Here is a 22722-nt window from a genome sequence, read left to right on the forward strand (position 1 = left end):
GCGACTGCCGAAACGGACCCCGGGAACAAGGAGCGACAATGATCCTCTCGCTACGACTTGCCGAACTGGGCATCGTGCTGCCTGCGGTCGCGGCGCCAGTGGCGGCCTATGTACCGGCCAAGGTCCACGGTGACCTCGTCTACACCTCCGGTCAGCTCCCGATGGATTCCGGAGTGATCCTCGCGACCGGTCGGGTGGGGGACGGTGAGGGGTCTGTCCCCCCGGCGGTGGCCGGGCAGCTGGCACGCCAGTGCGCGCTCAATGCCCTGAGCGCGGCGGGCGCGGCAGTCGGCAGCATCGACCGGCTCGGTGGAGTTCTGAAGGTGACCGGCTTCGTCGCCAGCGATCCCGAGTTCGTCGGGCAGCCCGTCGTGGTCAACGGTGCCAGCGAGCTGCTCACGGAGATCTTCGGCGACGACGGGGCGCACGCCCGGTCGGCGGTCGGTGTCGCCGCGTTGCCGATGAATGCGCCGGTCGAGGTCGAGGTAATCTTCAGCCTCCGATACTGATCGGTGCGGCAGTGATGAGCAAGCACCTGCTGGCGCACCCCCCCGAGGCGCATCTGATCGTCGAGGCGAGCCGCCCCGCGTATGTGCGAATCGAGCCGGCACCGCGCGTCGGCCCAATGGGATTGTGTGTGAGCGCATTCATCCAGGCCGGAGAGCCCGCAGGCGCACACGGACTCCCGCAGGTCGCCCTCGCGCATGCGGAGCATGCGACGGGGTGGTCTCTTGGCCTGGATCCCGAGGGACGCGCCTCTCTCGTCGTCGGCACGGAGTCGGGGCCGGCGGTCCTGCGCCTGACCCCGCCGCTGCAGGGCGGCACGTGGTACGAACTCGTCGCACGGATTCCCGGACCCTTGTCTGAGCCCCGCATGACGCTGGCGGTTCGTCGCCGTGGCCGGGCTGACGGCGATGCTGAGGGCTCGGTCCGCATCGGGGCCCCTGTCCTCAACGCGCGCGGGCCCCTTCTCTGGGGATGCCGATCGCTCTTCGACGACATCCACCCGGAATTCGCCTTCAGCGGGCGAGTGGCGGATGTGCTGATCATCGCGGACTCGTCGGCCGTGATATCGCGGCAAGACGTCGCCCCTGATGCCCGCCGCGCCGTTCGCTGGCAACTCGATGTCGCGGTGGGCTGAGTGCACTACGGGCGCAATGCGGGCCGGCCACGCATGTCACCTGCTCGCGCACCTGCGAGCGACACCCGCGCGCGCCAATGCGACACCAAATGGATGCAATCTCGCCAATTATGTATTATACCTGTGACGTTTCGGATACACTCTTCGAAAGCCGTGGCGCTTCCAGTAGTTGGTTCTAAGCGAAGGAGCTTGAAATGACAGGACCGCAGAGTTCTCCCGGTGGCCTCATCGTGGCGATGAAGGATTATAAGCTGAGCCGACGTGATGCCCTGAAGGGTGCCGGAGTCGTCGGGCTCTCCTTCGGTCTCGCGTCGCTTCTCTCCGCGTGCGGGATAGATCCCGAGACCGGTGGCGGCGCGGCAACGGGAGCCGCCGGAGGCACCCTCACCCTCGGCATCGATGCTACCAACGCCGTCTTCGACCCTGCGTTCTACACGAGCCTCGGAGACTGGATGGTCGTCGACAGTGTCTGCCGCGGCCTGACCAAGATCGACTTCGACTCGCCGGAGGCGAAGCCGGACCTCGCGGACTGGACGGTTTCCGAGGATGGCATGGAGTACGTCTTCACGCTTCGTAACGGCATCATGATGCACGACGGAAATCTGATGACGACAGCGGACGTCGAGCGTTCGCTGAAGCGGCAGTGGGATCCCGATGACCCGACGCTGCCTACGGGTGCCTCCCGCCAGCTCGCCGCCACGGGACTCAACGTTGCGAAGATGGAGGCCCTTGACGAGAAGGTGATCAAGTTCACCCTGATCAACCCCGATCTGACCTTCCCCGCACGCATGTCGGATGTCGGCGGGCGGATTCTGTCGGCCGCCGCCATCGAGGAGCTCGGTGCCGATATCGGCAAGGCGCCCGTGGGCAGCGGGCCGTTCAAGTTCTCGTCTGCGACGGCCGGACAGCAGGTTGTGCTCGAGGCGTTCGAGGACTTCATCGACGGAAAGCCGTTCGTGGACCGCCTGGTCTTCCAGCAGGTTCAAGATCAGGCGACGATCGTCAGCTCGCTCAACAGCGGGGAGCTTTCTGCAACGCAGTTCACCCCCTTCTCCTCGCTCGACCAGATCCGCAGCAGCAGCACCATCACCCTTCAGGAATCGACCTTCGGTGCTGACGCGATCATGATGATGGATGTCCGGCGGCCCGCATTGGCGGAACTCGAGGTGCGTCAGGCGATCAACCTTGCGATCGACCGCGACGCGCTCATCGCCCGTGCCTTCTATGGGGCCGCGGTCCAGCCGGAGGGGTACCTCATCCCGCCTCCGCAGCCGTCGTTCGATGCGTCGCTCGCGGATCTCACCAAGCGAGACGTCGAGCGTGCGAAGTCCCTGATCGAAGAGGCCGGGGCCGCTGGTCGAACCGTCCGCATCCTCGCAGCGAGCGACAGCTGGCACCCTACCGCGATGCAGATCATCGAGCAGAACCTCATCGAGATCGGTCTCAAGGTGGAGACGCAGACCGTGGAGCCATCGGCCTACTTCTCGCGCCTGATGGATGCCGAGGACCCGTACCACGACCTCATGATCTGGGAGCGGAACTCCTATGTCCCGGACCCCGACAACATGGTCGGTGCGGTGGCTGGACCCGACAGCATCTACGGCACGGCTGTCGCCGGGTGGGGGACGCTCGACGAGTACCAGGAGATGGCGGAATTCATGCGGGAGCAGACCTCGCTGGCGCGTCAGACTCCGAACGGACCGGAGCGCACGGAGCTCTACACCGCGATGCAGCGCCGGTTCGCCGACGAGGTTGCCGCGGTTGCCCCGCTGGTCGCATTCACCAACCCGGTCGCAAGCCAGAACAACGTCAAGGGCATGAACGTGAATGCGCTGGCTGCACACCGCTGCTACATGGACAAGGCCAGCATTGGCTGATCCGAACCCGGAGGCGCGTTCGGATCGCGCGTATGCCTGCAGCTAGGACTCGCAAGTGAGTAACACAGCATCGATTGCGTCGCCGGCTCGGGTCGGCAGGTCCGGGTGGAGCCGGCCGTTCGGCTCCACCTGGACCGCCCTGGTGGCGTGGGTGGTGATGGTCGGCCTGATCCTCGTCGCTCTCATCGGCCCGATTCTGGTGACGACCGACCCGACCGCGCAGACAAGCGACCCATTCCTGCCGGTCGGAAGTCCCGGTCATCCGCTCGGGACAGACGACCTCGGGCGTGATGTGCTCACACGGCTCGTCTATGGCGCTCGCCCCCTCATCGGCGTGGCGCTCGCGTCCACGGCGATCGCGGCGGTGGTGGGGACACTCATGGGGCTCATCGCGGGCTACGCGAGGGGATGGACGGAGCAGGCCGTCATGCGCGGCACGGACCTGGTGCTTGCGTTCCCATCGATCCTGCTGATCATCCTCCTTGTATCCATGCTGCAGCCGGGGCCGACTGCTCTCATCATCGGAATCGCGATCGCCATGGCCCCGAACTTCGCCCGACTCGTTCGCGCGTTGGCGGCCCGTGAGGCGGCCAAGGACTACACGAAGGCTGCGGCACTGTCCGGAGTGCGCACCCCGCGGATGCTGTTCGCAGAGATCCTGCCGAACTTGACCGGCCCTCTCTTGGTGCAGTGCATGACCACGATCGCGATCGCCGCCGGGTTCTCTGCCGGCATGTCGTACATCGGCCTGGGAATCCAGCCGCCGACTGCCGACTGGGGCTACATGGTGCAGGACGGACAGCAGTTCATCTACAGTGCGCCGTCGCTGGTGCTTCTGCCTGCGCTCCTGACGCTCATGTTCGTGGTCGCCTGCAACTTCGTGGGCGATGACCTGAGAGATCGATTCGACGTTCGGAGGGATCTGTGAGCACCGCGTCCCAGACGAAGACGTTGCTGCTCCGCGCCCCGAAGGCTGCCAGCCGACGGAGCGGGCTGGGCCGCGTGATCCTCCGTCGCCTGCTCGTCGTTCCCTTCCTGGTTCTTGCCGTGATCACCGTGGTGTTCTTCTGCATGCGCCTCGTGCCCGGCTCGCCCGCGACGGCACTGGGAACCGCCGGCACCGATGGACTCACTCAGCAGCAGGTGCAGGAGAACATCGACAACATCGCCGAGCAGCTCGGGCTCAACAAACCACTGTGGCTGCAGTACCTCGACTACATCGGCGCGGTTCTGCGGCTCGATCTGGGGTACTCCGCTTTCGCGGGTCAAGATGTCACCACCGTGCTGGCCACTCGACTGCCTGCAACGCTCGAACTCACGATCGCGGCGATGTTCATCGCCGTGCTGGTCGGGGGCATCGCCGGAATCATCGCCGCAGTCAGACGCGGGCGGACGACCGACAATGTGATCCTCTGGTTCTCGACGGTGAGCTTCTCACTCCCGTGGTTCGCGCTCGGGATCCTGGGGATCATGATCTTCTCGGTGGGCCTCGGCTGGCTCCCCGTGCTCGGGCGCATGCCCGCCTCTCTGGGCTATGTGCCGACGACCGGCTTCGTTCTGATCGACGCAATCATCCAGGGCCGCCCCGAACTCATCGGGCCCTGGCTGGTTCACCTGATACTCCCGGCGACCACGCTTGCCATAGCGATGGCAGGATTCATCACCCGCATGACGCGCGCATCGGTCTTGGAAGTTCTCAACGACGACTTCGTCCGCACAGCTCGGATGAAGGGCCTGTCCGAGCCGGTGATCCTCCGTCGACACGTCCTTCGCAACTCGGCCCTCCCCGTCGTCACGGTGCTCGGTCTCCAGTTCGGGGCACTCCTGAGCGGTTCGGTGATCACAGAGATGGTGTTCGCGTACCCGGGGGTGGGCAACCTCATCGTCAGTGCTGTGAACCAGCGCGATTACATGCTGGTCCAAGGCGCTGTGCTGATCGTCGCGTTCCTGTTCATCCTCACGAACGTGATCGTCGATCTCCTGTATCTGGTGCTCGACCCCAGGCTCCGGAAGGCATAGGCATGCACATCCTGTTGATCCATGGTTCTGGCGGAACACCGCAGACGTGGAGCGAGGTGATCCCGCTGCTTCAGAGCCGCGGACACTCATGGACTGCGATACAGAATGGTCTGTCCAGCCTGACCGAGGACGTCCGAGGCACGACCGCCCACATCGACAGCCTGGACGCAGACGTGATCCTGGTCGGGCATTCGTACGGTGGCGCGGTCATCACCGAGGCGGGCAATCATCAGTCGGTGAAGGCGCTGATCTACGTGGCGGCGTTCATGCCGGATGCCGGGGAGACCGTCAATGGGATCGTCGAGCGGTACGCGCCGGCCGAGGCGTCCCGCTACATGCGGCGGACGGAGAATGGCGGCTGGTTCACCCACCGCTCACCCGAGTATTGGGAGCAGATCGCACCGGACGTCCCGGAAGGCTTGCGCGAGGCGCTGAGCTCTGAACTCGGACTCTCCGAGAATGCGATATTCACGGAATCGGTGGCATCGCCCGCGTGGGCACGGAAGCCGACCTGGAGCATCATCGCGACCGCTGACAGGACGCTTCCCGCCGAGATCCAGCGTGACATGAGCGGCCGCGCAGGAGCTCGGACGGTCGAAGTCGAAACCAGTCACTTCCTGCCGCATGTCGCACCGCAGGTCGTGGTCGATGTGATCGAGCGGGCCATCGGGGAGGTGCGCTATGCAGACCAGCACACAGAGTGACACCGCGGCGAAGCCGATCATGACGGTACGGGACTTCAAAGTCGGCTTCGCGACGAGGGAAGGGGTGATCCCGGCGGTCGATGGCGTCGATCTCGAGCTGTATCCGGGTGAGGTGCTTGCGCTCGTGGGTGAGTCCGGCTCCGGCAAGTCGGCCATGTCGATGGGATTCGTCGGCCTGAATCGCGGGCGGCGCACCCGGATCGAGGGGTCCGTGGACTTCGCAGGTCGTGACCTCGTGGCTGCCTCGGAACGTGAGATGCGCGACGTTCGTGGGCGCGACATCGCAGTGGTGTTCCAAGATGCTCTGGCGGCGCTGAACCCGCTCAAACGTGTAGGAGACCAGGTCGTCGAGATGATCCGCCAGCACCAGCGGGTCTCGAAGTCAGAAGCTCGAGCGATGGCGATCGACCTCCTGCGGGAAGTGGGCATCGCGCGCCCAGAACAGAACTTCAGCGCATATCCGCACGAGTACTCCGGCGGCATGCGTCAACGCGCCATGATCGCGATCGCGCTGGCAAACGATCCGAGGGTTCTCATCGCGGACGAGCCGACGACGGCCTTGGATGTCACCATTCAGGCGCAGATCCTCGACCTCCTGAAGCGACTGCAGAGCGAGCACGGCACGTCGATCATTCTGGTCACGCACGATCTTGGCGTCGTCGCCGGCATCGCTGATCGTGTGGCCGTGATGTACTCGGGCAGGATCGTCGAGATCGGACCGCGCGATGAGGTGCTCTATAACGCTCAGCACCCTTACACGCAGGGCCTCATGGCGTCGACGCCGAAGATCTCCAGTGCGGTGCCCGACCTGCTGCCCGCCATCCCGGGCGCACCGCCCCTCGGCGCGCAACGCCCGCAAGGATGCTCGTTCTCCCCTCGCTGTGCCTTCGCCCACGACAAGTGTCGCGAAGCTCCGACACTGGAGAGCCGTGACGGTGAGGGTCATCGAACCGCCTGCTGGCTCGGCGAGACGGTGCCGGTTGGATCGACGGCATCGGTTCGAGTGATGGGGGAAGCATGAGTTCACCGCTGATCAGTGTTGACAAGCTCAGAGTGACGTACGGGAAGTCGCTCACTGCAGTCGCCGACGTGGACCTGAGCATCCTCGAGGGTGAGACGCTCGGGCTCGTGGGAGAGTCGGGATGCGGAAAGTCGACGCTCGGCCGGGCGCTGCTGCGGCTTGAGCCGATAACGTCTGGCGAGGTGCGCATCGGAGACAAGGCGCTCTCCAAGATGCGTGGTGCCGAGCTGCGGAAGACCCGCGCTGACCTGCAGATGATCTTCCAGGATCCCCTCGGCTCGCTGAACCCGCACCGATCGGTGAGGGACATCGTCGCTGACCCGCTGCGGCACCTGCGGAAGCGGACGAAGAAGGAGGCGCTGGCCGAGGCCTCGGAACTGCTCGACCGTGTGGGACTGTCGGGGCTGGGTGATCGCCGTCCGCACGAGTTCTCGGGCGGTCAGCGGCAGCGCATCGGAATCGCCAGAGCGATCGCACCGAACCCGCGCTTCATCGTGGCCGACGAGCCCGTGTCCGCGCTCGACGTCTCCGTGCAGGCGCAGGTCATCAATCTCCTGGTCCAGTTGAAGCGGGAGCAGCAGCTCACCGTCCTGTTCATCTCCCATGATCTCGGAGTCGTTCGGCACGTCGCCGACCGCATCGCGGTGATGTATCTGGGGACGATCGTCGAAATCGCTGATCGAGACGCCTTCTTCGCCGGCCCGCTTCACCCGTACAGTGAGGCCCTGCTGTCTGCCGTGCCGGAACTCGGCGCTCCCGGTGAAGAGAAGCGCGAGCGGATTGTGCTCCGCGGCGAACTTCCGAACCCCGGCAACCCGCCGCCTGGGTGCCGGTTCAGCTCCCGATGCATGTATGCGCAGGAGCGCTGCGTCACCGAAACGCCGGAGCTTCGGATGACTGCGAACGGGCGACAGGTGAGCTGCCATTTCCCGCTCCAGATCCAGACCGCGGCGGCGCGCCAAGCAGACGGCGAGCAAGCCGACGCGTGGAAGACCAAGAGATACAAGGAGGACGTGATTCGATGATCATCGACGCTTACAACACCACCCAAGACGTGCGGGGTCGTTCGGACTACCTGACCGGCGCCCGTCCCGGCGAAGAGCCGCCGACATATGTGCCGTTCGACCCGCGCCGGATCCTGGATCGCATGGATGCTGCAGGCGTCGACATGGCGATGGTGTGCTCCCTGGCCCAGCGCATCGAGAACGACTTCATCGCGGGACTCGTGGCCGATCACCCCGACCGCTTCATCGGCTTCGGGCAGGTCATGCCGCAGGCTGATGATGCCATCCAGGAGATCGAGCGGATGGCCGAGATGGGCATCAAGGGCCTGAAGCTCCACCCGAGCATGCACGGCTACCACGTCGCAGACCACGGGTTGCTCGATCCCGTGTTCCGCGCCTGTGCTCGTCTTGGCCTGCCGGTGCTGATCAACGCTCTTGACGACGCGTTCTGCGCACCCTTGGCGATCGAGGAGATCGCAAAGGACCACCCTGACGTGCCCACGATCATCGCTCACATGGGCGCGGTGTGGAATGTTCCCGAAGCGATCATCGTGGCAGAGCGCCGTCCGAACATCTACCTGGAGACATCGGCGACCCTGATCGCCGATGTGAAGCGAGCATATGCCCGTGTCGGTCCCGAGAAGATCCTCCTCGGTTCGGAGTGGCCCGGTTCGGACTTCGACCTGGAGCGCATGAAGATCGCGAAGGCCATTCCGGATGAAGCGGATCGCGCACTGGTGGAGGGGTTGAACTTCGCGCGCATCCTGAGGATGGAGGTGTGAGCACCCCGCAGCCCCAGACTCGACCCGAGTTGCGCGACCCGCCCCGGAGCATGACCCCGGACGACCGCGAACTGGTCATCGTGGCCCGAGACCTCCTCGAGAGGATCTATGTCTCAGGCCGGCATGAGGTCGTTGCCGCGGTTCGCACGTCCTCGGGACGGATCTACACGGGTGTGCATGTCGAAGGCTCCTCGCGACGCAGCTCGGTCTGTGCCGAGGGTGTCGCGCTCGGAGCGGCCCTGGCTGGGTGCGCGACTCGGGGCGAGCCCTTCGAAGTCGCGTCCATCGTGAGCGTGCTGCGTCGTCCCACCGGAACGCTTCACCTCATCGAGCCGTGCGGAGTATGTGCCGAGCTCATCACCGACTACGCCCCCGAAGCGCGAGTCTGGGCGGCGCCGACGGACAGCGACGGAGAGGTCGAACCGATGCTCGCGCGCGAGCTGTTGCCGATGAAGAGAAGGAGAATGTGGTGAACGCACACGCTGGCGGAGGAAGGCTTCCGGCTACGGGGTTGGACGTCGAGAAGCTGGCTGCGCAATTGGGCGGCTCTGGCGAGCCGGTTGTCTGGGGTGAGATCCCCTGGCCCAAGATCCGAGAGGTCGTGGATGCGACGGGCGCGGTGATCATTCCGGTCGGAGCGACAGAGCAGCACGGCCCGCACCTGCCGCTCTGCGTCGACAGTGAGATCGACACGGCCGTCGCCTATGCGGTCTCCGCGCTGACCGGCGTACCGGTCGTACCCACGGTGACCTATGGCGTGTCCGGATCACACGGGGACTACCCCGGCACGCTGTCGCTGCGGCCTGAGACGATGATTCAGGTCATGGAGGATCTCATCGATTCCCTCTACGTGAGCGGAGTCCGGCAGTTCATCCTCTTGAACGGACACATCTGGAACAACGGTGCGCTCGATGTGTCGGCCGAGAAACTGCGGGTGCGGCATCCGGATGCTCGCGTTCGCGCTCTCGGTTACGTCACGATGTATCCGGGTCCGGAGGTCGACGGCAAGGTGCAGTTCGGCCGGGCCCTCATGCACGCGAACTACTTCGAAACGAGCGTCATGCTGCACCTCCGCCCGGACCTGGTGGACATGAGCGTGGCCGTCGGCCACCGGGATGTGGACTCCTTCTGGGATTACCGGATGGATCAGGTGAGTGAGACCGGCGTGTGGGGGCGTGACGTGCACGAGGCCAACGCCGAGCACGGTCGGGCCGAGTTCGATCGCTGCGTGCTCACCACTGCGCGTGCGATCAGTGCGGCGATCCGCGAGCCGGCCCCGGATCGCGCGAACCGCGCATGACCGCGGCGTGAACGGCGAGATGAGCGGGTCTGAGAGCAGCTCTGCCGACGTCTACGTCGGTCGCGTGTTCACCGGCACGGAATCGGGATGGGCGGAAGCAGTCGCGGTCGCCGGCGGTGTCGTACGTGCCGTGGGCTCGCGCGAGCAGGTTCTCGCGGAGGCGCCCGACAGTTCACAAGTCCGGGAGGCGGATGTCGTGCTTCCCGGGTTCGTGGACTCGCACATCCACGCGCTCTGGCTTGGGCGAGCCCAGTTCCGTCTGGACCTGGATCGCGCTCCGAGCGTCGCCGCGATGTGCCAGGCGATACGGGAACGGGCGGAGACGGTGCCGCCGGGGGGATGGATCCTCGGCTCCGCCGGCGTCGCCGAGAGCGATCTCGCTGAGCGCCGACTCCCCAGCCTCGCGGAGCTCGATGCGGCAGCAGCCGGGCGTCCGCTGTACCTGGACCGGCGCGGGCATGACGCCCTCGCCAATTCCGCCGCGCTCGAACTGGCGGGGATCGGGTCGGATACGCCGAACCCACCCGGAGGACACATCGACCGTGGGCCGGACGGCAAAGCGACCGGGTTGCTGTGCGAGCGCCCCGCAGCCGCTCTGGTAGAGGGTGTCATCCCCTCACCTTCGCTCGACGAGGTGTGCGCCTGGATCAGCGCGGCGCACAAGCGACTGCTCGCGGTAGGTGTGACGACGGTGGCGGATCCGGCGCTCTCGATCGATGAGATCGCGGCGTATGCCGAAGCCGCTCGGCGGGGGGTGCTTCGCGTGCGGACCGTCGTCTTCCCGCTGGGAGGCGACCACATCGACCCCGACGCACTGTGGCAGCAGGCGCTCGAGACGGGAGCGGCGGAGGCCGCGCCCGAGCAGCTGGGTCTCGGGCCGGTGAAGCTGTTCCTGGACGGGGCCGGAGGCCTCGGAACAGCCCTGCGGCGCGATCCTTGGCCGGACACCGGCTCCCCTGGAATGCAGGTGACCTCGTCGAGGACTCTCCACGACTACGCCGACTGGGCCTGGAAGCGGGGAAAGGGGCTCGCCGTGCACACCGTGGGACCACGGGCTGTCGAACTCGCCCTTGACGCATTCGAGAGCGCCTCGTCCGGGGCGCCGTGGCCCCGGGGACGAATGCACCTGATTCACGCATACCTCGAACAGGAGCGATCGTCGATGCAGCGAGCGGCACGCCTCGGGATCGGGGTCTCGGTGCATCCGGCACTTCATCACAATGCGCGTAGCGGCCTGCAGGCTCGATTCGGCCCCCAGGCAGATGAGAAGATCGTGCGCGTCGCAGACTGGCTCGCCAGCGGCGCGCTCGTGGGCGGCGGCAGCGATGGGCCGGGGTGCGAACTGGACCCGTTGGTGGCTATCCGAGAACTCGTTCCGAGCACGGGGCTGGACGCGGCGCTGCGCTTCTATACCGGCGACGCCGCCGCCGTGATCGGCCGTGACGCGGGAAAGCTCTCGCCGGGCGTTCGGGCGGACCTGCTCCTCGGGAGCTTCGGCCCGGATGGTCAGATCGCTCGAGTGGAGGCAGTGCTCGGGGGCACCGCAGTTCGATAGAAATTGGATGCATTGCATGTAGAATAGGATGCAAAGTGAAGGGAAGGGAATCCAGGAGATGGAGCCGATCGATATCAATATTCCGATCCATCCGGAGATGCTCCACTGGGGGCGGCGGCCGACCTACGAGATGGTCGAGACCAGGGCGGACGGATTCTATTCCGATGTATCCCGGTGGCTCATCGGTGCGCACACGGGTACGCACGTCGACGCGCCGTCGCATTTCATCGATGATTCGGCGACGGTTGATCAGCTCAGCCTCGACGACACGGTCGGGCGGGTGCGGGTGCTGGATCTCCAGCACGTCGAAGAGGAGATCACTGCGGAGGACCTGGAGTCGGCCGGCCTGGGCGATGCGAAGCGCGTGCTGTTCAAGACCCGCAATTCCTCGGACGCCCTGACCAGGAACGAGAAGTCGGAGACCTGGGTCGGGCTGGGTCCGACGGGAGCGCAGCTGCTGGTAGACCGCGGTGTGCGGTTCGCCGGCAATGACTACATGACGATCGAGGCCCCGAAGCATACAGACGACTGGCCGACACACATCATCCTGTGTTCGGCGGGGGTTGTGATTCTGGAGAACGCGAACCTTGCGAACGTGGAGGCCGGCGACTACCGCATGGTCTGCCTGCCCGTGCCGTTCGAAGGCCGAGAGGCAGCGCCTGCGCCGACAGTGCTTCTGCCGCTCGGACCCGGCGACGAGGACTAGTCCGTCAAGCGACGGCGAGTCGGCGCCAAGTCGTTGCTCGACGCGGGAATGACCGGGATGCGAAGTGCCTGACGCCGTCGTCATCGGTCTCGGTCCGGCAGGGATCGTCGCGGCACGGATCCTCGCGCGGGCGGGGCGGTCCGTGGTGGCGATCCAAGCCGAGATGGGAGTCAGCGCCCGGTCTCGGCTGATCTCTCCGCGACCGACGGTTCGGTCGCACGCCGGCGACGTCGCCCAACTCGGTGCCTGGCCGGCAGGTGCCGATGGTGTGGGCGGGTCCAAGCGGCTCGCGGCGCCGCAGGCCTATCGGCTCGATGCGTGGGCCGTACGCGCTCTGAGTCTGAACCGCAGCGCGGACGGCCCGGAGATGCCACCGGATGTGGACTTGATGGATTGGCCGATCGAGCCATATGAGCTGGACGAATACTACGAGCGCGTCGAGGATCTCACCAGGGTAGGGCCCCGCCCCGGGACCGGCTGGACCGACCGAATGGCGGCCGCAGCGGTGGGCCTCGGATGGCGGCCCTTCGCGGCGCCTGCTGCGGCTGAGACTGACATGTCGCCGCTCTTGGAGCCGCTCCCGATTCAGCGGATCCCGGGCGTCGCCACAGAGATACTGAGAAGCTCCTCCGGCGCGGCATCCGGTGTCCGCTATGTGGATGCTGACGGCGCATCACGGACGCTCGAGTGCGATGCGGTCGTGCTCGCCGGTTCGGTGATTCCATCGATCCGGCTTCTGCTGCTCTCCGGCATCGATGGGCAAGGAACCGTGGGCCGCTGGTTCATGTCTCACAATACGTTCGTCGTTCATGGGTTCTTTCCCGGTCTGGACCTGGGGCGCGATGCCGCCGGGCCCGCCACGGCCACCGCGGTGTCTGTTTTCGAAGGGGACCGGAATCTGGCGGCCGGTCGAGATGTCATCGGGGGTTCGATCTTGCAGGCGGCGATGACCGGGCCTTGGGACTCCGCTCGAGCGGAGGGCATGGCTGCGGGGCTGCAGCTCGGTGTCCGCGCTGATCCGCGCACATGGGTGCGGGAGCGTCACGCGTCGATAGGGGCGGTGTGGGCACAACCCGATCAGTTGCCGAGGTCCAGCAATATGGTCGACCTCGACCCCGAGCACCGCGATCCGATCGGACGTCCAGTTCCGCGCATCACCTACCAGCTGCATGCAGACGACCACCAGCGATGGAGCCTTCTGTCAGAGCGGATGGCGGAATGGCTGCGCGCCGCCGGCGCCGCACACACCTGGGGCGCCCCTCTGACACCGCAGCCGGTGGGTACCCACCTGTACGGCGGCGTGCGTATGGGCACCGATCCACTGACCTCTTCGGTGGATTCATACGGCAGATTCCATACGGTGCCGGGGCTCGTCGTGGTCGGGTCCTCGACCTTCCCCACCACGGGCGGCCGCGGACCGGTGGAGACGGTCGAGGCGCTGGCGTGGCGCGCGGCGGAGCAGCTCGCGTCCGACTTGGGGTGACCCGGGCCGGATGAGGGATGCCGGAGCTCTCCGCCGCCGCCCAGGTGGCCGCGGGTAGGGTGGGGGCCGTGGTCGAGCAGAAGGTGCAGCGGAACACGTGGCAGCGTGAGCGCGTGCGCGAGGCCCTCGCCGAGGCGCGGGGCTTCGTGAGCGCGCAGTCCCTGCACGCCGCGCTCCGCGACGAGAACACGGGGATCGGCCTGGCCACGGTGTACCGTGCGCTCGCCGGGCTCGCCGCGCAAGGCGAGGCCGACTCGCTGCAGAGCCCCGAGGGCGAGGCGCTTTACCGCGCCTGCGTGACCCCCGGCCACCACCACCACCTGATCTGCCGCTCGTGCGGCCGTGCCGTCGAGATCGAGGCGACCGAGGTCGAGCAGTGGGCGCGGCGCACCGCCGCCGAGCACGGCTTCACGCAGGCCGAGCATGTGGTCGACATCTTCGGGCTGTGCACGCCCTGCGCCCGTGCGCAGGCGGATGCCCCGGTGACCGAGCGTGCGCACGGCTGAGGCCGGCGCCCCGCACGCAACGCCGCCCCGCATCGGGCGTTCGTCGCGGGGCTGGATGGCGGTGGGCGTCGGCGCGGGCGTGCTCGCCGTGCTGTTCGGCATCGTGGCGGTCGTGCCCGGGTTCATGCCCGAGTTGCCCACCCGCGCACAGGACGGCCTGACCCTCGCGCTCAGCGTCCTCATCGAATCGCTTCCGTTCATCGCGCTGGGCGTCGTGCTGTCGATCGTCGTCCAGGTGTGGGTGCCGGCCGGCGTCATCGAGCGGTATATGCCCAAACGCGCATGGGCGCGGCGGATGGTGCTGTCTCTGCTGGGCATGCTGATCCCGGTGTGCGAGTGCGGCAACGTGCCGTTCGCCCGCGGTCTGCTGATGCGCGGGTTCGCGCCGGCCGAGACGCTCACGTTCCTCATCGCCGCGCCGATCGTGAACCCCATCGTCATCATCACCACGCACCAGGCCTTCGGGTTCAGCGACGGCATCCTCATCGCCCGCCTGCTCGGCGGGTACGCGATCGCGAACCTCATCGGCTGGCTGTACAGCCGGCATCCCGACCCGGATGCGCTCCTGACCGATCGCTTCCGCGACACCTGTGCCCTGGAACAGGCCCAGGGACCGGGAGGGGCGCCGGGGACCAAGTGGCGGCGCACGCTCGCGCAGTTCATCATCGAGCTGCGCGCGGTGATGCCGGCGCTGGTCATCGGGTCGGCGCTGGCCGGCGCCATCCAGGTCCTCGTGCCGCGCGACGCCCTCCTCGCGATCGGCTCCAACCCCGTCTACTCGATCGCCGCGATGATGGCGCTCGCGATGGTCGTCGCGATCTGCTCGAACGTTGACGCGTACTTCGCGCTGTCGTTCGCCTCGACGTTCACGCCCGGCGCGATCGTCGCCTTCCTCATCGTCGGCCCCATCGTCGACGTCAAGATGATCGCCCTGCTGCGCACCACCTTCACGACCCGGCTCATCGCCGGGGTCGTCGCGATCGTGCTGCTGTCCGCCTTCGCGATCGGGGTGGGGGTGAACCTCCTTGTCTAGCGTCGCCACCCGCTGGCTGGGCGTCGGGCTCGCCTCGGCCCTGGCCGTGGTCACCATCGTGCTCGCTCTCACCGACCGGCTCGCGCTGTACATCAGTCCCTCGTCGAACTGGTTCGCGATCCCGATGGCGGTGCTGCTGCTGGTGGGCGCCGTGGCGTCGTTCGCGCTGCCGCTGGGCGCTGAACAGGACCACGGCCACGACCACGGCGGCGATCACAGCCACGATCACGCCGCCTCGGCCTCGGGCCGCGTGGGACTCGCCGCGTCGGTGGCGGGCGGCGTGGTCGCCAGCGGCGTGGTCGTGGCGGCGCTGCTGGTGCCGCCGGCATCCCTCTCCGCCGAGGTCGCGGCCAGCCGCGACGTGGGAGCGGCCCCGCTGTTCGGCGACACCGAGCTGGTCACCCTGGCCACGCGAGGCGACACGTCGGCATTCGGCGTCGGAGACTGGGCGAGCGTGTTCGCGACGGCGACGAATCCGGATGCCTTCGAGGGCACAGAGGTGACGCTCACCGGCTTCGTGACGCCGGGCGAGGACGGCACCTTCGATCTCACGCGCCTCGTCATCACCCACTGCGTCATCGACGCCCAAGTGGCGAGCCTTCCGATCGCCGCGGCCCCCGAGCGAAGCGCGGCCTCCGAGCGAAGCGCGGCCTCCGAGCGAAGCGCGGCCCCCGAGTTCGTCGAGGGGCAGTGGGTCACCGTCACCGGCACCGTGCGCTCGGCGACCGACGGCACCCTGCAGGTCGCTGCCGCCGAGGTCACGCTCATCGATGAGCCGAAGGACCCGTATGAGTACTGAGCCGACCCGGCGGCGCCGCCGCGACGCGCGGCGCCGGCGCGCGTACCTCGGCACGTTCGCCGGGGTGCTCGGGGTCCTCGCGGTGCTCGGGTTGGCCGGTGCCGCGGCGAGCGCCGTCCAGGGTCCGCGGGTCACCGACGTGCAGGTCGATCCGGCCGCGGCGGTCGCGACCTCCGGCTCCCGCCTCATCATCACAACGAACCAGGCGCTGCGCGAGATCGATCCGACTCAGGTGGAGGTGACCCCGGACGCGCCGTTCACCGTCGACACCTCCGGCCGGAACATCGGGCTTCGCTTCGCGCTGCCGCTGCACGACGAGACCGACTACACGGTGACGGTGCGCGAGGTCACCGGCGTCGGCGGCGGACCTGCCGCCACCATCACCCGCACCTTCACCACTCCGCCGGTCACCGCGTATCTGCTGCAGCGGACCGATCGGATGGACACGATCTTCCGCACCGACCTGGGCGGCAGCGCGCACACGATCTTCGAGGCCGACCACATCGAGGACTACCGGGCCACGAGCGCCCACCTCGTGATCTCGACCCTCGACGACGCCGGTCACGCGCGGCTGATCGTCACCGACCTGGACGGGCAGAACCCGCGTGACCTCGCCCTGCCCGGCGAGGGACTGGTCATGTCGCTGCAGGCGGCCGACCGCGGCGAGCTCATCGGCTACACGTTCTCGGACGCCGACCTGGGCAGCGGCGGCACGCTCGAGAGCGCCCTCTACATCGCCTCGGCCAGGGACGCCGACGCGGATGCCGCGCCCACTGCGGTGACGGTGCCCGGCGACGAGCAGCGCATCGCCGACTGGCGCTTCGTGCCCGACACCGACAGCATCCTCATGCTTCCCTACGACGGCCGGCTGCTGCTGAGCGCGGCCGACGGATCGGGTGCCGTCGACCTGGGCACCGGCATCCAGATCGACGGCATCGCCCGCGGCTCCTCGGTGGCGGTCGTGCAGACCCCCGACGGCCTCGTCGAGGTCGACCTCACCGACGGCACGTCGCAGCCGCTCGTGGACGCCGCGGTCGACGGACTGCAGGGAGTCGTCACGCCGATCCCGACCGCGGGCACCGGCCTCGGCGCCGACACCGTGCGCCAGCACCTCGTGCTCGACGGCGACGACGCCGGCACGCACGTGCACCGGGTCTCCGGCGACGGCACGCCGACCAGGCTGTTCACCGCCCCGGCCGGTGACGCGGTGCTGCAGACGTGCGTGTCGCCCAGCGGCCGCTACGTCGCCATCACGGTCGCGCCCGATCTCGTCGGAAACCCGTACGACGCCTACCTCATGCCGATCCCCCGCTCCGTCGAGACGCACATCGTCGACCTCGCCGACGGCACGGCCCTGCCCGCCCTCGCCGGGTTCGACCTGTCGTGGTGCCTGACCCCGCCCCCGCTGTCGCAATGAGCGAGGCATCCCTCCCCGTCGACGGGCGCGGCGACCGGCTCCGCCCGGCCCGCCGCGCCGACCTCGTGCCGCTGCCGCTCGAGGTCGCACCGCTGCTGCTGGGTGCGCACCTGCGCACGGCGGTCGACGGCGCCGAGGTCACCCTGCGGGTCACCGAGGTCGAGGCGTACCACGGCCGCGGCACGGGACCGGTTCCGGACCCGGGCTCGCACGCGCGGATGGGCCCGACCGCGCGCAACGCCACGATGTGGGGTGAGCCGGGACACCTGTACGTGTATCTGAGCCACGGCATCCACTCATGCGTGAACGTCGTGTGCGGCGCCCAGGGCGAGGCGGGCGGAGTGCTGCTGCGTGCGGGACAGATCGTCGAGGGCGTGGATGTCGCGCGCACCCGCCGCCCGGCGGCCCGAGTCGACCGCGACCTGGCGCGCGGGCCCGGCCGGGTCGGCGATGCGCTGGGTCTGCGGCACGCCCTGCACGATGGCATCGACGCGGTGGCGGGGGAGCCGCGCGACGGCGCGGTGGCCCGGCTGTGGCTGCGGTCCGAGCCGGTCGCCGACTTCGCGACCGGGCCCCGCGTCGGCGTGGCGGGGATCGCGGGGACCGACGCCTACCCCTGGCGCTTCTGGATCCCCGGCGACCCGACCGTGTCGGCGTTCCGCTGGGGCCGCGGCGCGGCCGATGCTGCACGCATGCTAGACTGACTCTTTGTCTGCACGCACTCCAGCGTGCAGTTCGTACCCCTGTCGGTCGTTCAGCGGGTCTCCGTGAGACGAGGCGCCCGGGGGTGCAGACAAGGGATCTTGGGTGGCATCGTCCGGTGTCACGGTACAGAGGAGACATCACTCATGGCAGCAGTGTGCCAGGTGACCGGAGCAGTTCCCGGCTTCGGTCACAACATCTCGCACTCGCACCGCCGGACGAAGCGCCGCTTCGACCCGAACGTGCAGAAGAAGACCTACTACGTGCCTTCGCTCGGTCGTAAGGTCACCCTGAACGTGTCCGCCAAGGGCATCAAGGTGATCGACGCGCGCGGCATCGAGTCGGTCGTGAAGGACCTCATCGCGAAGGGTGTGAAGCTCTGATGGCGAAGAAGGCTCAGGACGTCCGTCCGATCATCAAGCTGCGGTCGACCGCCGGCACGGGGTACACCTACGTGACGCGCAAGAACCGCCGCAACAACCCCGACCGCATCGTGCTGAAGAAGTACGACCCCGTCGTGCGCAAGCACGTCGAATTCCGAGAGGAGCGCTGAGCTCATGGCGAAGAAGAGCAAGATCGCCCGCAACAAGCAGCGCCAGGAGGTCGTGGACCGCTACGCCGCCAAGCGCGCCGAGCTGAAGAAGGCCCTGGTCGACCCGAAGTCGACCGACGAGGAGCGCGAGGCCGCTCGCATCGGCCTGCAGAAGCTCCCGCGCAACGCGTCGCCGGTGCGACTGCGCTCGCGCGACGTCATCGACGGCCGCCCCCGCGGCGTGCTGTCGAAGTTCGGCATCTCGCGTGTCCGCTTCCGCGACATGGCGCACAAGGGCGAGCTGCCCGGTGTGACCAAGTCGAGCTGGTAAGCACCGCGGCGAAACCATCGCTTTCACGAAGGCCGGACCCCCGCATCGGGGTCCGGCCTTCGGCGTCTGTGCCCGAGGCGTTCGTCACATTCGTCACATCGGCCACACGGCCACCGCGACACGCCCGAGAGATGGCCGGAGATGCCTGAAAATCCGCGTGATTCCGCGGTTTCTTGATACATTCGACGCGGTCGATCGACCAGCCGGGGGGCGAACGTTCATCCGGTCCGCATTGAACAGAGGCGGCGGATCCGCCGCCTTGGAGGACATCACATGGCCGACAAGTCCATCACCAAGACCGAACTCGTCGCGAGCATCGCCAGCGCGACCGGTCAGAGCCAGGCCGCAGTGTCCGGCGTGCTCGACTCCCTCTTCTCCACGGTCGCGGAGGCCGTCGCCAAGGGCTCGAAGGTCTCGATCCCCGGTTGGATCGCTTTCGAGCAGGTCGCCACGGCTGCGCGCACGGGCCGCAACCCGCAGACGGGTGCCGAGATCAAGATCCCGGCGGGCAAGCGCGTGAAGGTCACCGCAGGCTCCAAGCTCAAGGCCGCGGTCAAGTAAGACCCGAGCCACCGGAAGGGGGATGCCGCGAGGCATCCCCCTTCTGCGTGGCACCGGCCGCCCGGCGGAAACGTAGGCTGGAGGGGTGATCCCCACAGCCGCTCCGCCCCGCGTCAGCGCGCCGGGCGGAGACCCGACGGCGTCGCCGAACCGGCCCCGCGCGCTGCGCGCCCTGGGCCCTGCGATCCTCGTCGTCGTCGCGCTGGTCGTGCTCCTGATCCTGCTGGCCTACGGCGGGGGCGCGGCGCCGCTGCGCCTGGACGACCCGGGTCCGGTGGTGCGCTGGGGTCTGCCGATCGCGCAGCTGGTCGTGAACCTCACCGCCGCGGGCATGGTCGGCTCACTCGTGCTCGCCCTGTTCGCGCTGAAGGCCGGCACAAGGGCGTTCGACACCGCGCTGGGCGTGGCATCCCTCTCCGCCGCGATCTTCACGGTCGCTGCGGGCCTGACCGCCTTCCTGACGTTCCTCAACGTCTTCAACCCGCAGCTGGACGCCGGGCCCGAGTTCGGAGCGCAGCTGGGCCGCTTCCTCACCGAGCAGGAGCTCGGGCGCGCCTGGCTGATCACCGTCATCGCCGGTGCCGTGCTCACGGTGCTCACCTTCGCCGTACGGTCGTGGACGCCGACCCTGCTGGTCGCGATCCTGGCGATCGTCGCGCTCGTGCCGATGGCCACGCAGGGGCACAGCGGCGACCTCGGCACCCACGACACCGCGGTCACCTCGCTCGCGCTGCACACCGTCGGGGCCGCCCTGTGGCTCGGCGGCCTCGTGCTCGCGGTCATCGTGCGCCCGGTGCTTGACCGCCAGGTGCTCGCCACCCTCATGGCGCGCTACTCGAGCATCGCCCTGTTCGCGTTCATCGTGGTCGCCGTCTCGGGCGTCGCCCGCTCGATCATCGCCCTGCAGGAGTGGGAGGCGCTCCTCTCGCCGTACGGTCTCATCCTCACCGTCAAGGTGGCGGCGCTGGTGGCGATGGGCGCCCTCGGCGCCTGGTACCGCCGGCGGCTGCTCGGGCGTCTGGCGCCCTCGTCCGGCGCGTCCGGCAGCGGTCCGTTCTGGGGACTGGTCGCCCTCGAGCTCGCCCTCATGGGCGTCGCCAGCGGCGCGGCGGTGGCCCTCAGCCGCACCGCGCCGCCGCTGGAGGAGACGCTGCCGGCGATCCCGAGCCCGGCGCAGCTGCTGACCGGCAAGCCGGTTCCGCCCGAGCTCACCATCGACCGCTGGCTCACCGCGTGGGACATCGACCTGTTCTGGCTGCTGTTCGTCGCGTTCGCCCTCTTCTTCTACTACGCCGGCGTCCGCCGCCTGCACAAGCGCGGTGACAGGTGGCCGCTCTACCGGACCGTGCTGTGGACGGCGGGTCTGCTGCTTCTGCTGTGGGTCACCTGCGGGCCGGTGAACGTGTACCAGGAGTACCTGTTCAGCGTGCACATGATCGGCCACATGCTGCTCGGCATGGTCATCCCGGTGCTGCTCGTGCCGGGCTCGCCGATCACCCTCGCCGCGCGGGCGATCCGCAAGCGCGACGACGGCACCCGCGGCGGACGCGAGTGGACCCTGTGGGCCGTCCACAGCCCATACGCGCGCGTCATCACGAACCCGTGGGTGGCCGCGGGGCTGTTCATCGTCAGCCTGTGGATGTTCTACTTCACCGATCTGTTCCGCTGGGCCATGTACGACCACCTCGGCCACCAGTGGATGATCGTGCACTTCCTCGTCACCGGGTACCTGTTCGTGCTCACGCTCATCGGCATCGACCCGGTGCCCTACCGCCTGCCGTATCCGGGCCGACTGGCGCTGCTGCTGGTGATCATGGCGATGCACGCGTTCTTCGGCATCGCGATCATGATGCAGTCCGGGCTCATGCTCGCCGAATGGTTCGGCGCGATGGGTCGCACGTGGGGCGCGCCGCCCTTGGAGGACCAGTATGTCGGCGGCGGCATCGCCTGGTCGATCGGGGAGCTGCCGACTCTCGTGCTCGGGGTCACGGTGGCGATCCAGTGGAGTCGCAGCGACGAGCGCATCCAGCGCCGGCGCGACCGGCAGGCCGAGCGCACAGGCGATGCCGACCTCGCCGAGTACAACGCCTACCTCGCGAAGCTGGCAGCAGAGGACGCGCGCCGGGGCGAGTGATCGGGATGCCGCCGCCGGCGCTACGCCCCGGCCACCCGGATCGAGACCGAGCCGTCCGGCTGCACGGTGATCGTGCCGCTGAGCAGGAACTCCACGTCTTCGGAGACGTGACTGACCGTGCCGTCGAACAGCGACACGACGTCGACGTCGATGTGTGCGCTCGCGGACGTCGCCGGGATGGTCCAGTTCCCACCGTCGGGCGTGAGGGTGATCACGGGATTCTCCGCGATGCTCCAGACCGGGTCGCCCTCGATGCGGTCGGTCACGACGAATCCGAACGGACACGCCGTCGGCTGCAGCACCCGCTGCGTCGCGCACTCGGCGAGGAACTCGTCGACCCGCTGCTGGACGACCGCGACGAACTCCTCGGTGGGCTCGGCCTGGATCTGCACCGGGACGTTGGCCAGCGGCTGGTCGGCGAGCACATCGACGCCCGAGGTCGCAGAGATCGCCGTGTCGACGGCGATGCGGTACGCGCCGGGCGAGAACACCAGCAGCTGCACGGGGTCGAGGGGCGCGGCATCCACCCCGTCGGGCGAGACCTGACGCTTGTCGACCTCGAAGCCGTTGACCTGGAACTGCATCGAGCCGCGCACGGTGAGATCGAGCACCGCCAGCGGGCTGCGGGCGAAGCGCCACGCCGGTGCGACGCCGATCCAGCCGTTGCGCTCGACGAGGAAGGTGGTCGATCCGGGGTGGCCGCCGGCGGTGTACGAGACGCGCACCTCGGTGACATCGCCCTCGGTGGTCTCGGCGAAGGTGCGGATGTCGGAGAGCGATCCGAGAGCCGCCTGGCGCAGCAGCGCATCAGATGCCGACCGCGGAAGACCCGACGACTCCAGGTCGGCCGAATTCACCGAGACGCCGGGCACGGCGAGCGCGTCGGCGGCGAGCCCCTCGCTCAGGAGCGAGAGGTAGTTCTCGACGAACGCCTTGGGGCTGTACAGCTGCTGGTACAGGAACGCCACTCCGACGCCGAAGGCGCCGAGCAGGAGAGCCCCCGCGACGGCCAGCAGCGTGAGGTCGAGGGCGAGACGGCCGCGCGGGCGCGATGCGCCCGCGTCACCAACCGCCCCCTGGTCCACAGGCCCAGTCTAGGAAGCGCCGGCTCGTGG

General features: G+C 68.1%; 25 protein-coding genes. 24 read left to right on the forward strand and 1 reads right to left on the reverse strand.

The features are described from left to right. The first annotated feature begins 38 nt into the window (after positions 1–38). From ACIWQI_RS12115 to ACIWQI_RS12230, 24 genes are all read left to right on the forward strand, one after another. Positions 39–509 (forward strand): RidA family protein, encoded by a 471-nt coding sequence (locus ACIWQI_RS12115; protein WP_396657735.1) that lies wholly within the window; start codon positions 39–41, stop codon positions 507–509. Between the two features lie 14 nt (positions 510–523). Continuing rightward, entirely contained in the window at positions 524–1141 is a 618-nt protein-coding gene (locus tag ACIWQI_RS12120; RefSeq protein WP_396657736.1) for a hypothetical protein, read from the forward strand. Positions 1142–1335: 194 nt separating this feature from the next. Further along, positions 1336–3018, forward strand: coding sequence for an ABC transporter substrate-binding protein (locus ACIWQI_RS12125; protein WP_396657737.1), 1683 nt, complete (start codon positions 1336–1338; stop codon positions 3016–3018). Positions 3019–3073: 55 nt separating this feature from the next. Continuing rightward, positions 3074–3946 carry an ABC transporter permease gene (locus tag ACIWQI_RS12130; RefSeq protein WP_396657738.1) on the forward strand — a complete coding sequence of 291 codons (873 nt, stop codon included), beginning with the start codon at positions 3074–3076 and terminating at the stop codon, positions 3944–3946. Continuing rightward, positions 3943–5037, forward strand: a complete 1095-nt coding sequence (locus tag ACIWQI_RS12135; protein WP_396657739.1) for an ABC transporter permease — start codon at positions 3943–3945, stop codon at positions 5035–5037. The genes ACIWQI_RS12130 and ACIWQI_RS12135 overlap by 4 nt, the downstream gene beginning before the upstream one ends. A 2-nt stretch (positions 5038–5039) precedes the next feature. Beyond that, on the forward strand, positions 5040–5741 hold the full coding sequence (locus ACIWQI_RS12140; RefSeq protein ID WP_396657740.1) for an alpha/beta fold hydrolase: 702 nt from the start codon (positions 5040–5042) through the stop codon (positions 5739–5741). Beyond that, on the forward strand, positions 5719–6762 hold the full coding sequence (locus ACIWQI_RS12145; protein ID WP_396657741.1) for an ABC transporter ATP-binding protein: 1044 nt from the start codon (positions 5719–5721) through the stop codon (positions 6760–6762). Before ACIWQI_RS12140 ends, ACIWQI_RS12145 begins: the two co-directional genes overlap by 23 nt. Then, on the forward strand, positions 6759–7787 hold the full coding sequence (locus tag ACIWQI_RS12150) for an ABC transporter ATP-binding protein (RefSeq protein ID WP_396657742.1): 1029 nt from the start codon (positions 6759–6761) through the stop codon (positions 7785–7787). Before ACIWQI_RS12145 ends, ACIWQI_RS12150 begins: the two co-directional genes overlap by 4 nt. After that, positions 7784–8548 carry an amidohydrolase family protein gene (locus ACIWQI_RS12155; RefSeq protein ID WP_396657744.1) on the forward strand — a complete coding sequence of 255 codons (765 nt, stop codon included), beginning with the start codon at positions 7784–7786 and terminating at the stop codon, positions 8546–8548. The genes ACIWQI_RS12150 and ACIWQI_RS12155 overlap by 4 nt, the downstream gene beginning before the upstream one ends. Then, positions 8545–9021 carry a hypothetical protein gene (locus ACIWQI_RS12160; RefSeq protein WP_396657746.1) on the forward strand — a complete coding sequence of 159 codons (477 nt, stop codon included), beginning with the start codon at positions 8545–8547 and terminating at the stop codon, positions 9019–9021. The genes ACIWQI_RS12155 and ACIWQI_RS12160 overlap by 4 nt, the downstream gene beginning before the upstream one ends. Continuing rightward, a complete protein-coding gene (locus ACIWQI_RS12165) occupies positions 9018–9848 on the forward strand; it encodes a creatininase family protein (RefSeq protein ID WP_396657748.1) in 831 nt (276 codons plus the stop codon). The genes ACIWQI_RS12160 and ACIWQI_RS12165 overlap by 4 nt, the downstream gene beginning before the upstream one ends. A gap of 130 nt (positions 9849–9978) precedes the next feature. Further along, positions 9979–11403, forward strand: coding sequence for an amidohydrolase (locus ACIWQI_RS12170; RefSeq protein WP_396657750.1), 1425 nt, complete (start codon positions 9979–9981; stop codon positions 11401–11403). Between the two features lie 28 nt (positions 11404–11431). After that, positions 11432–12109 (forward strand): cyclase family protein, encoded by a 678-nt coding sequence (locus ACIWQI_RS12175; protein ID WP_396657752.1) that lies wholly within the window; start codon positions 11432–11434, stop codon positions 12107–12109. A 64-nt stretch (positions 12110–12173) separates the two neighbouring features. Then, on the forward strand, positions 12174–13592 hold the full coding sequence (locus tag ACIWQI_RS12180) for a GMC oxidoreductase (protein ID WP_396657754.1): 1419 nt from the start codon (positions 12174–12176) through the stop codon (positions 13590–13592). A gap of 17 nt (positions 13593–13609) precedes the next feature. Further along, complete coding sequence (locus ACIWQI_RS12185) at positions 13610–14098, forward strand: Fur family transcriptional regulator (protein WP_396657756.1); 489 nt, start codon at positions 13610–13612, stop codon at positions 14096–14098. Positions 14099–14153: 55 nt separating this feature from the next. Further along, complete coding sequence (locus ACIWQI_RS12190; protein ID WP_396657758.1) at positions 14154–15131, forward strand: permease; 978 nt, start codon at positions 14154–14156, stop codon at positions 15129–15131. Next, complete coding sequence (locus ACIWQI_RS12195; RefSeq protein WP_396657760.1) at positions 15124–15930, forward strand: DUF1980 domain-containing protein; 807 nt, start codon at positions 15124–15126, stop codon at positions 15928–15930. The genes ACIWQI_RS12190 and ACIWQI_RS12195 overlap by 8 nt, the downstream gene beginning before the upstream one ends. After that, complete coding sequence (locus ACIWQI_RS12200; protein WP_396657762.1) at positions 15920–17347, forward strand: hypothetical protein; 1428 nt, start codon at positions 15920–15922, stop codon at positions 17345–17347. The genes ACIWQI_RS12195 and ACIWQI_RS12200 overlap by 11 nt, the downstream gene beginning before the upstream one ends. After that, positions 17344–18051 (forward strand): DNA-3-methyladenine glycosylase, encoded by a 708-nt coding sequence (locus ACIWQI_RS12205; RefSeq protein WP_396657764.1) that lies wholly within the window; start codon positions 17344–17346, stop codon positions 18049–18051. Before ACIWQI_RS12200 ends, ACIWQI_RS12205 begins: the two co-directional genes overlap by 4 nt. Positions 18052–18195: 144 nt before the next feature. After that, positions 18196–18432: a 50S ribosomal protein L28 gene (gene rpmB / locus ACIWQI_RS12210; protein ID WP_228179498.1), complete on the forward strand. Its 237-nt coding sequence runs from the start codon at positions 18196–18198 to the stop codon at positions 18430–18432. Further along, complete coding sequence (gene rpmG / locus ACIWQI_RS12215; protein ID WP_029145259.1) at positions 18432–18602, forward strand: 50S ribosomal protein L33; 171 nt, start codon at positions 18432–18434, stop codon at positions 18600–18602. Before rpmB ends, rpmG begins: the two co-directional genes overlap by 1 nt. Positions 18603–18606: 4 nt before the next feature. After that, entirely contained in the window at positions 18607–18912 is a 306-nt protein-coding gene (rpsN, locus tag ACIWQI_RS12220; RefSeq protein WP_396657765.1) for a 30S ribosomal protein S14, read from the forward strand. 273 nt (positions 18913–19185) lie between these two features. Further along, complete coding sequence (locus ACIWQI_RS12225) at positions 19186–19473, forward strand: HU family DNA-binding protein (protein WP_396657766.1); 288 nt, start codon at positions 19186–19188, stop codon at positions 19471–19473. A 163-nt stretch (positions 19474–19636) separates the two neighbouring features. After that, positions 19637–21607 (forward strand): cytochrome c oxidase assembly protein, encoded by a 1971-nt coding sequence (locus ACIWQI_RS12230; protein ID WP_396657815.1) that lies wholly within the window; start codon positions 19637–19639, stop codon positions 21605–21607. A 20-nt stretch (positions 21608–21627) separates the two neighbouring features. On the opposite strand, the gene ACIWQI_RS12235 is transcribed toward ACIWQI_RS12230, so the two are convergent. Next, on the reverse strand, positions 21628–22692 hold the full coding sequence (locus ACIWQI_RS12235; RefSeq protein ID WP_396657768.1) for a hypothetical protein: 1065 nt from the start codon (positions 22690–22692) through the stop codon (positions 21628–21630). Positions 22693–22722 lie beyond the last annotated feature (30 nt).

Origin of the sequence: Microbacterium sp. (genome assembly GCF_044508325.1) — a bacterium.
Classification (GTDB): domain Bacteria; phylum Actinomycetota; class Actinomycetes; order Actinomycetales; family Microbacteriaceae; genus Microbacterium.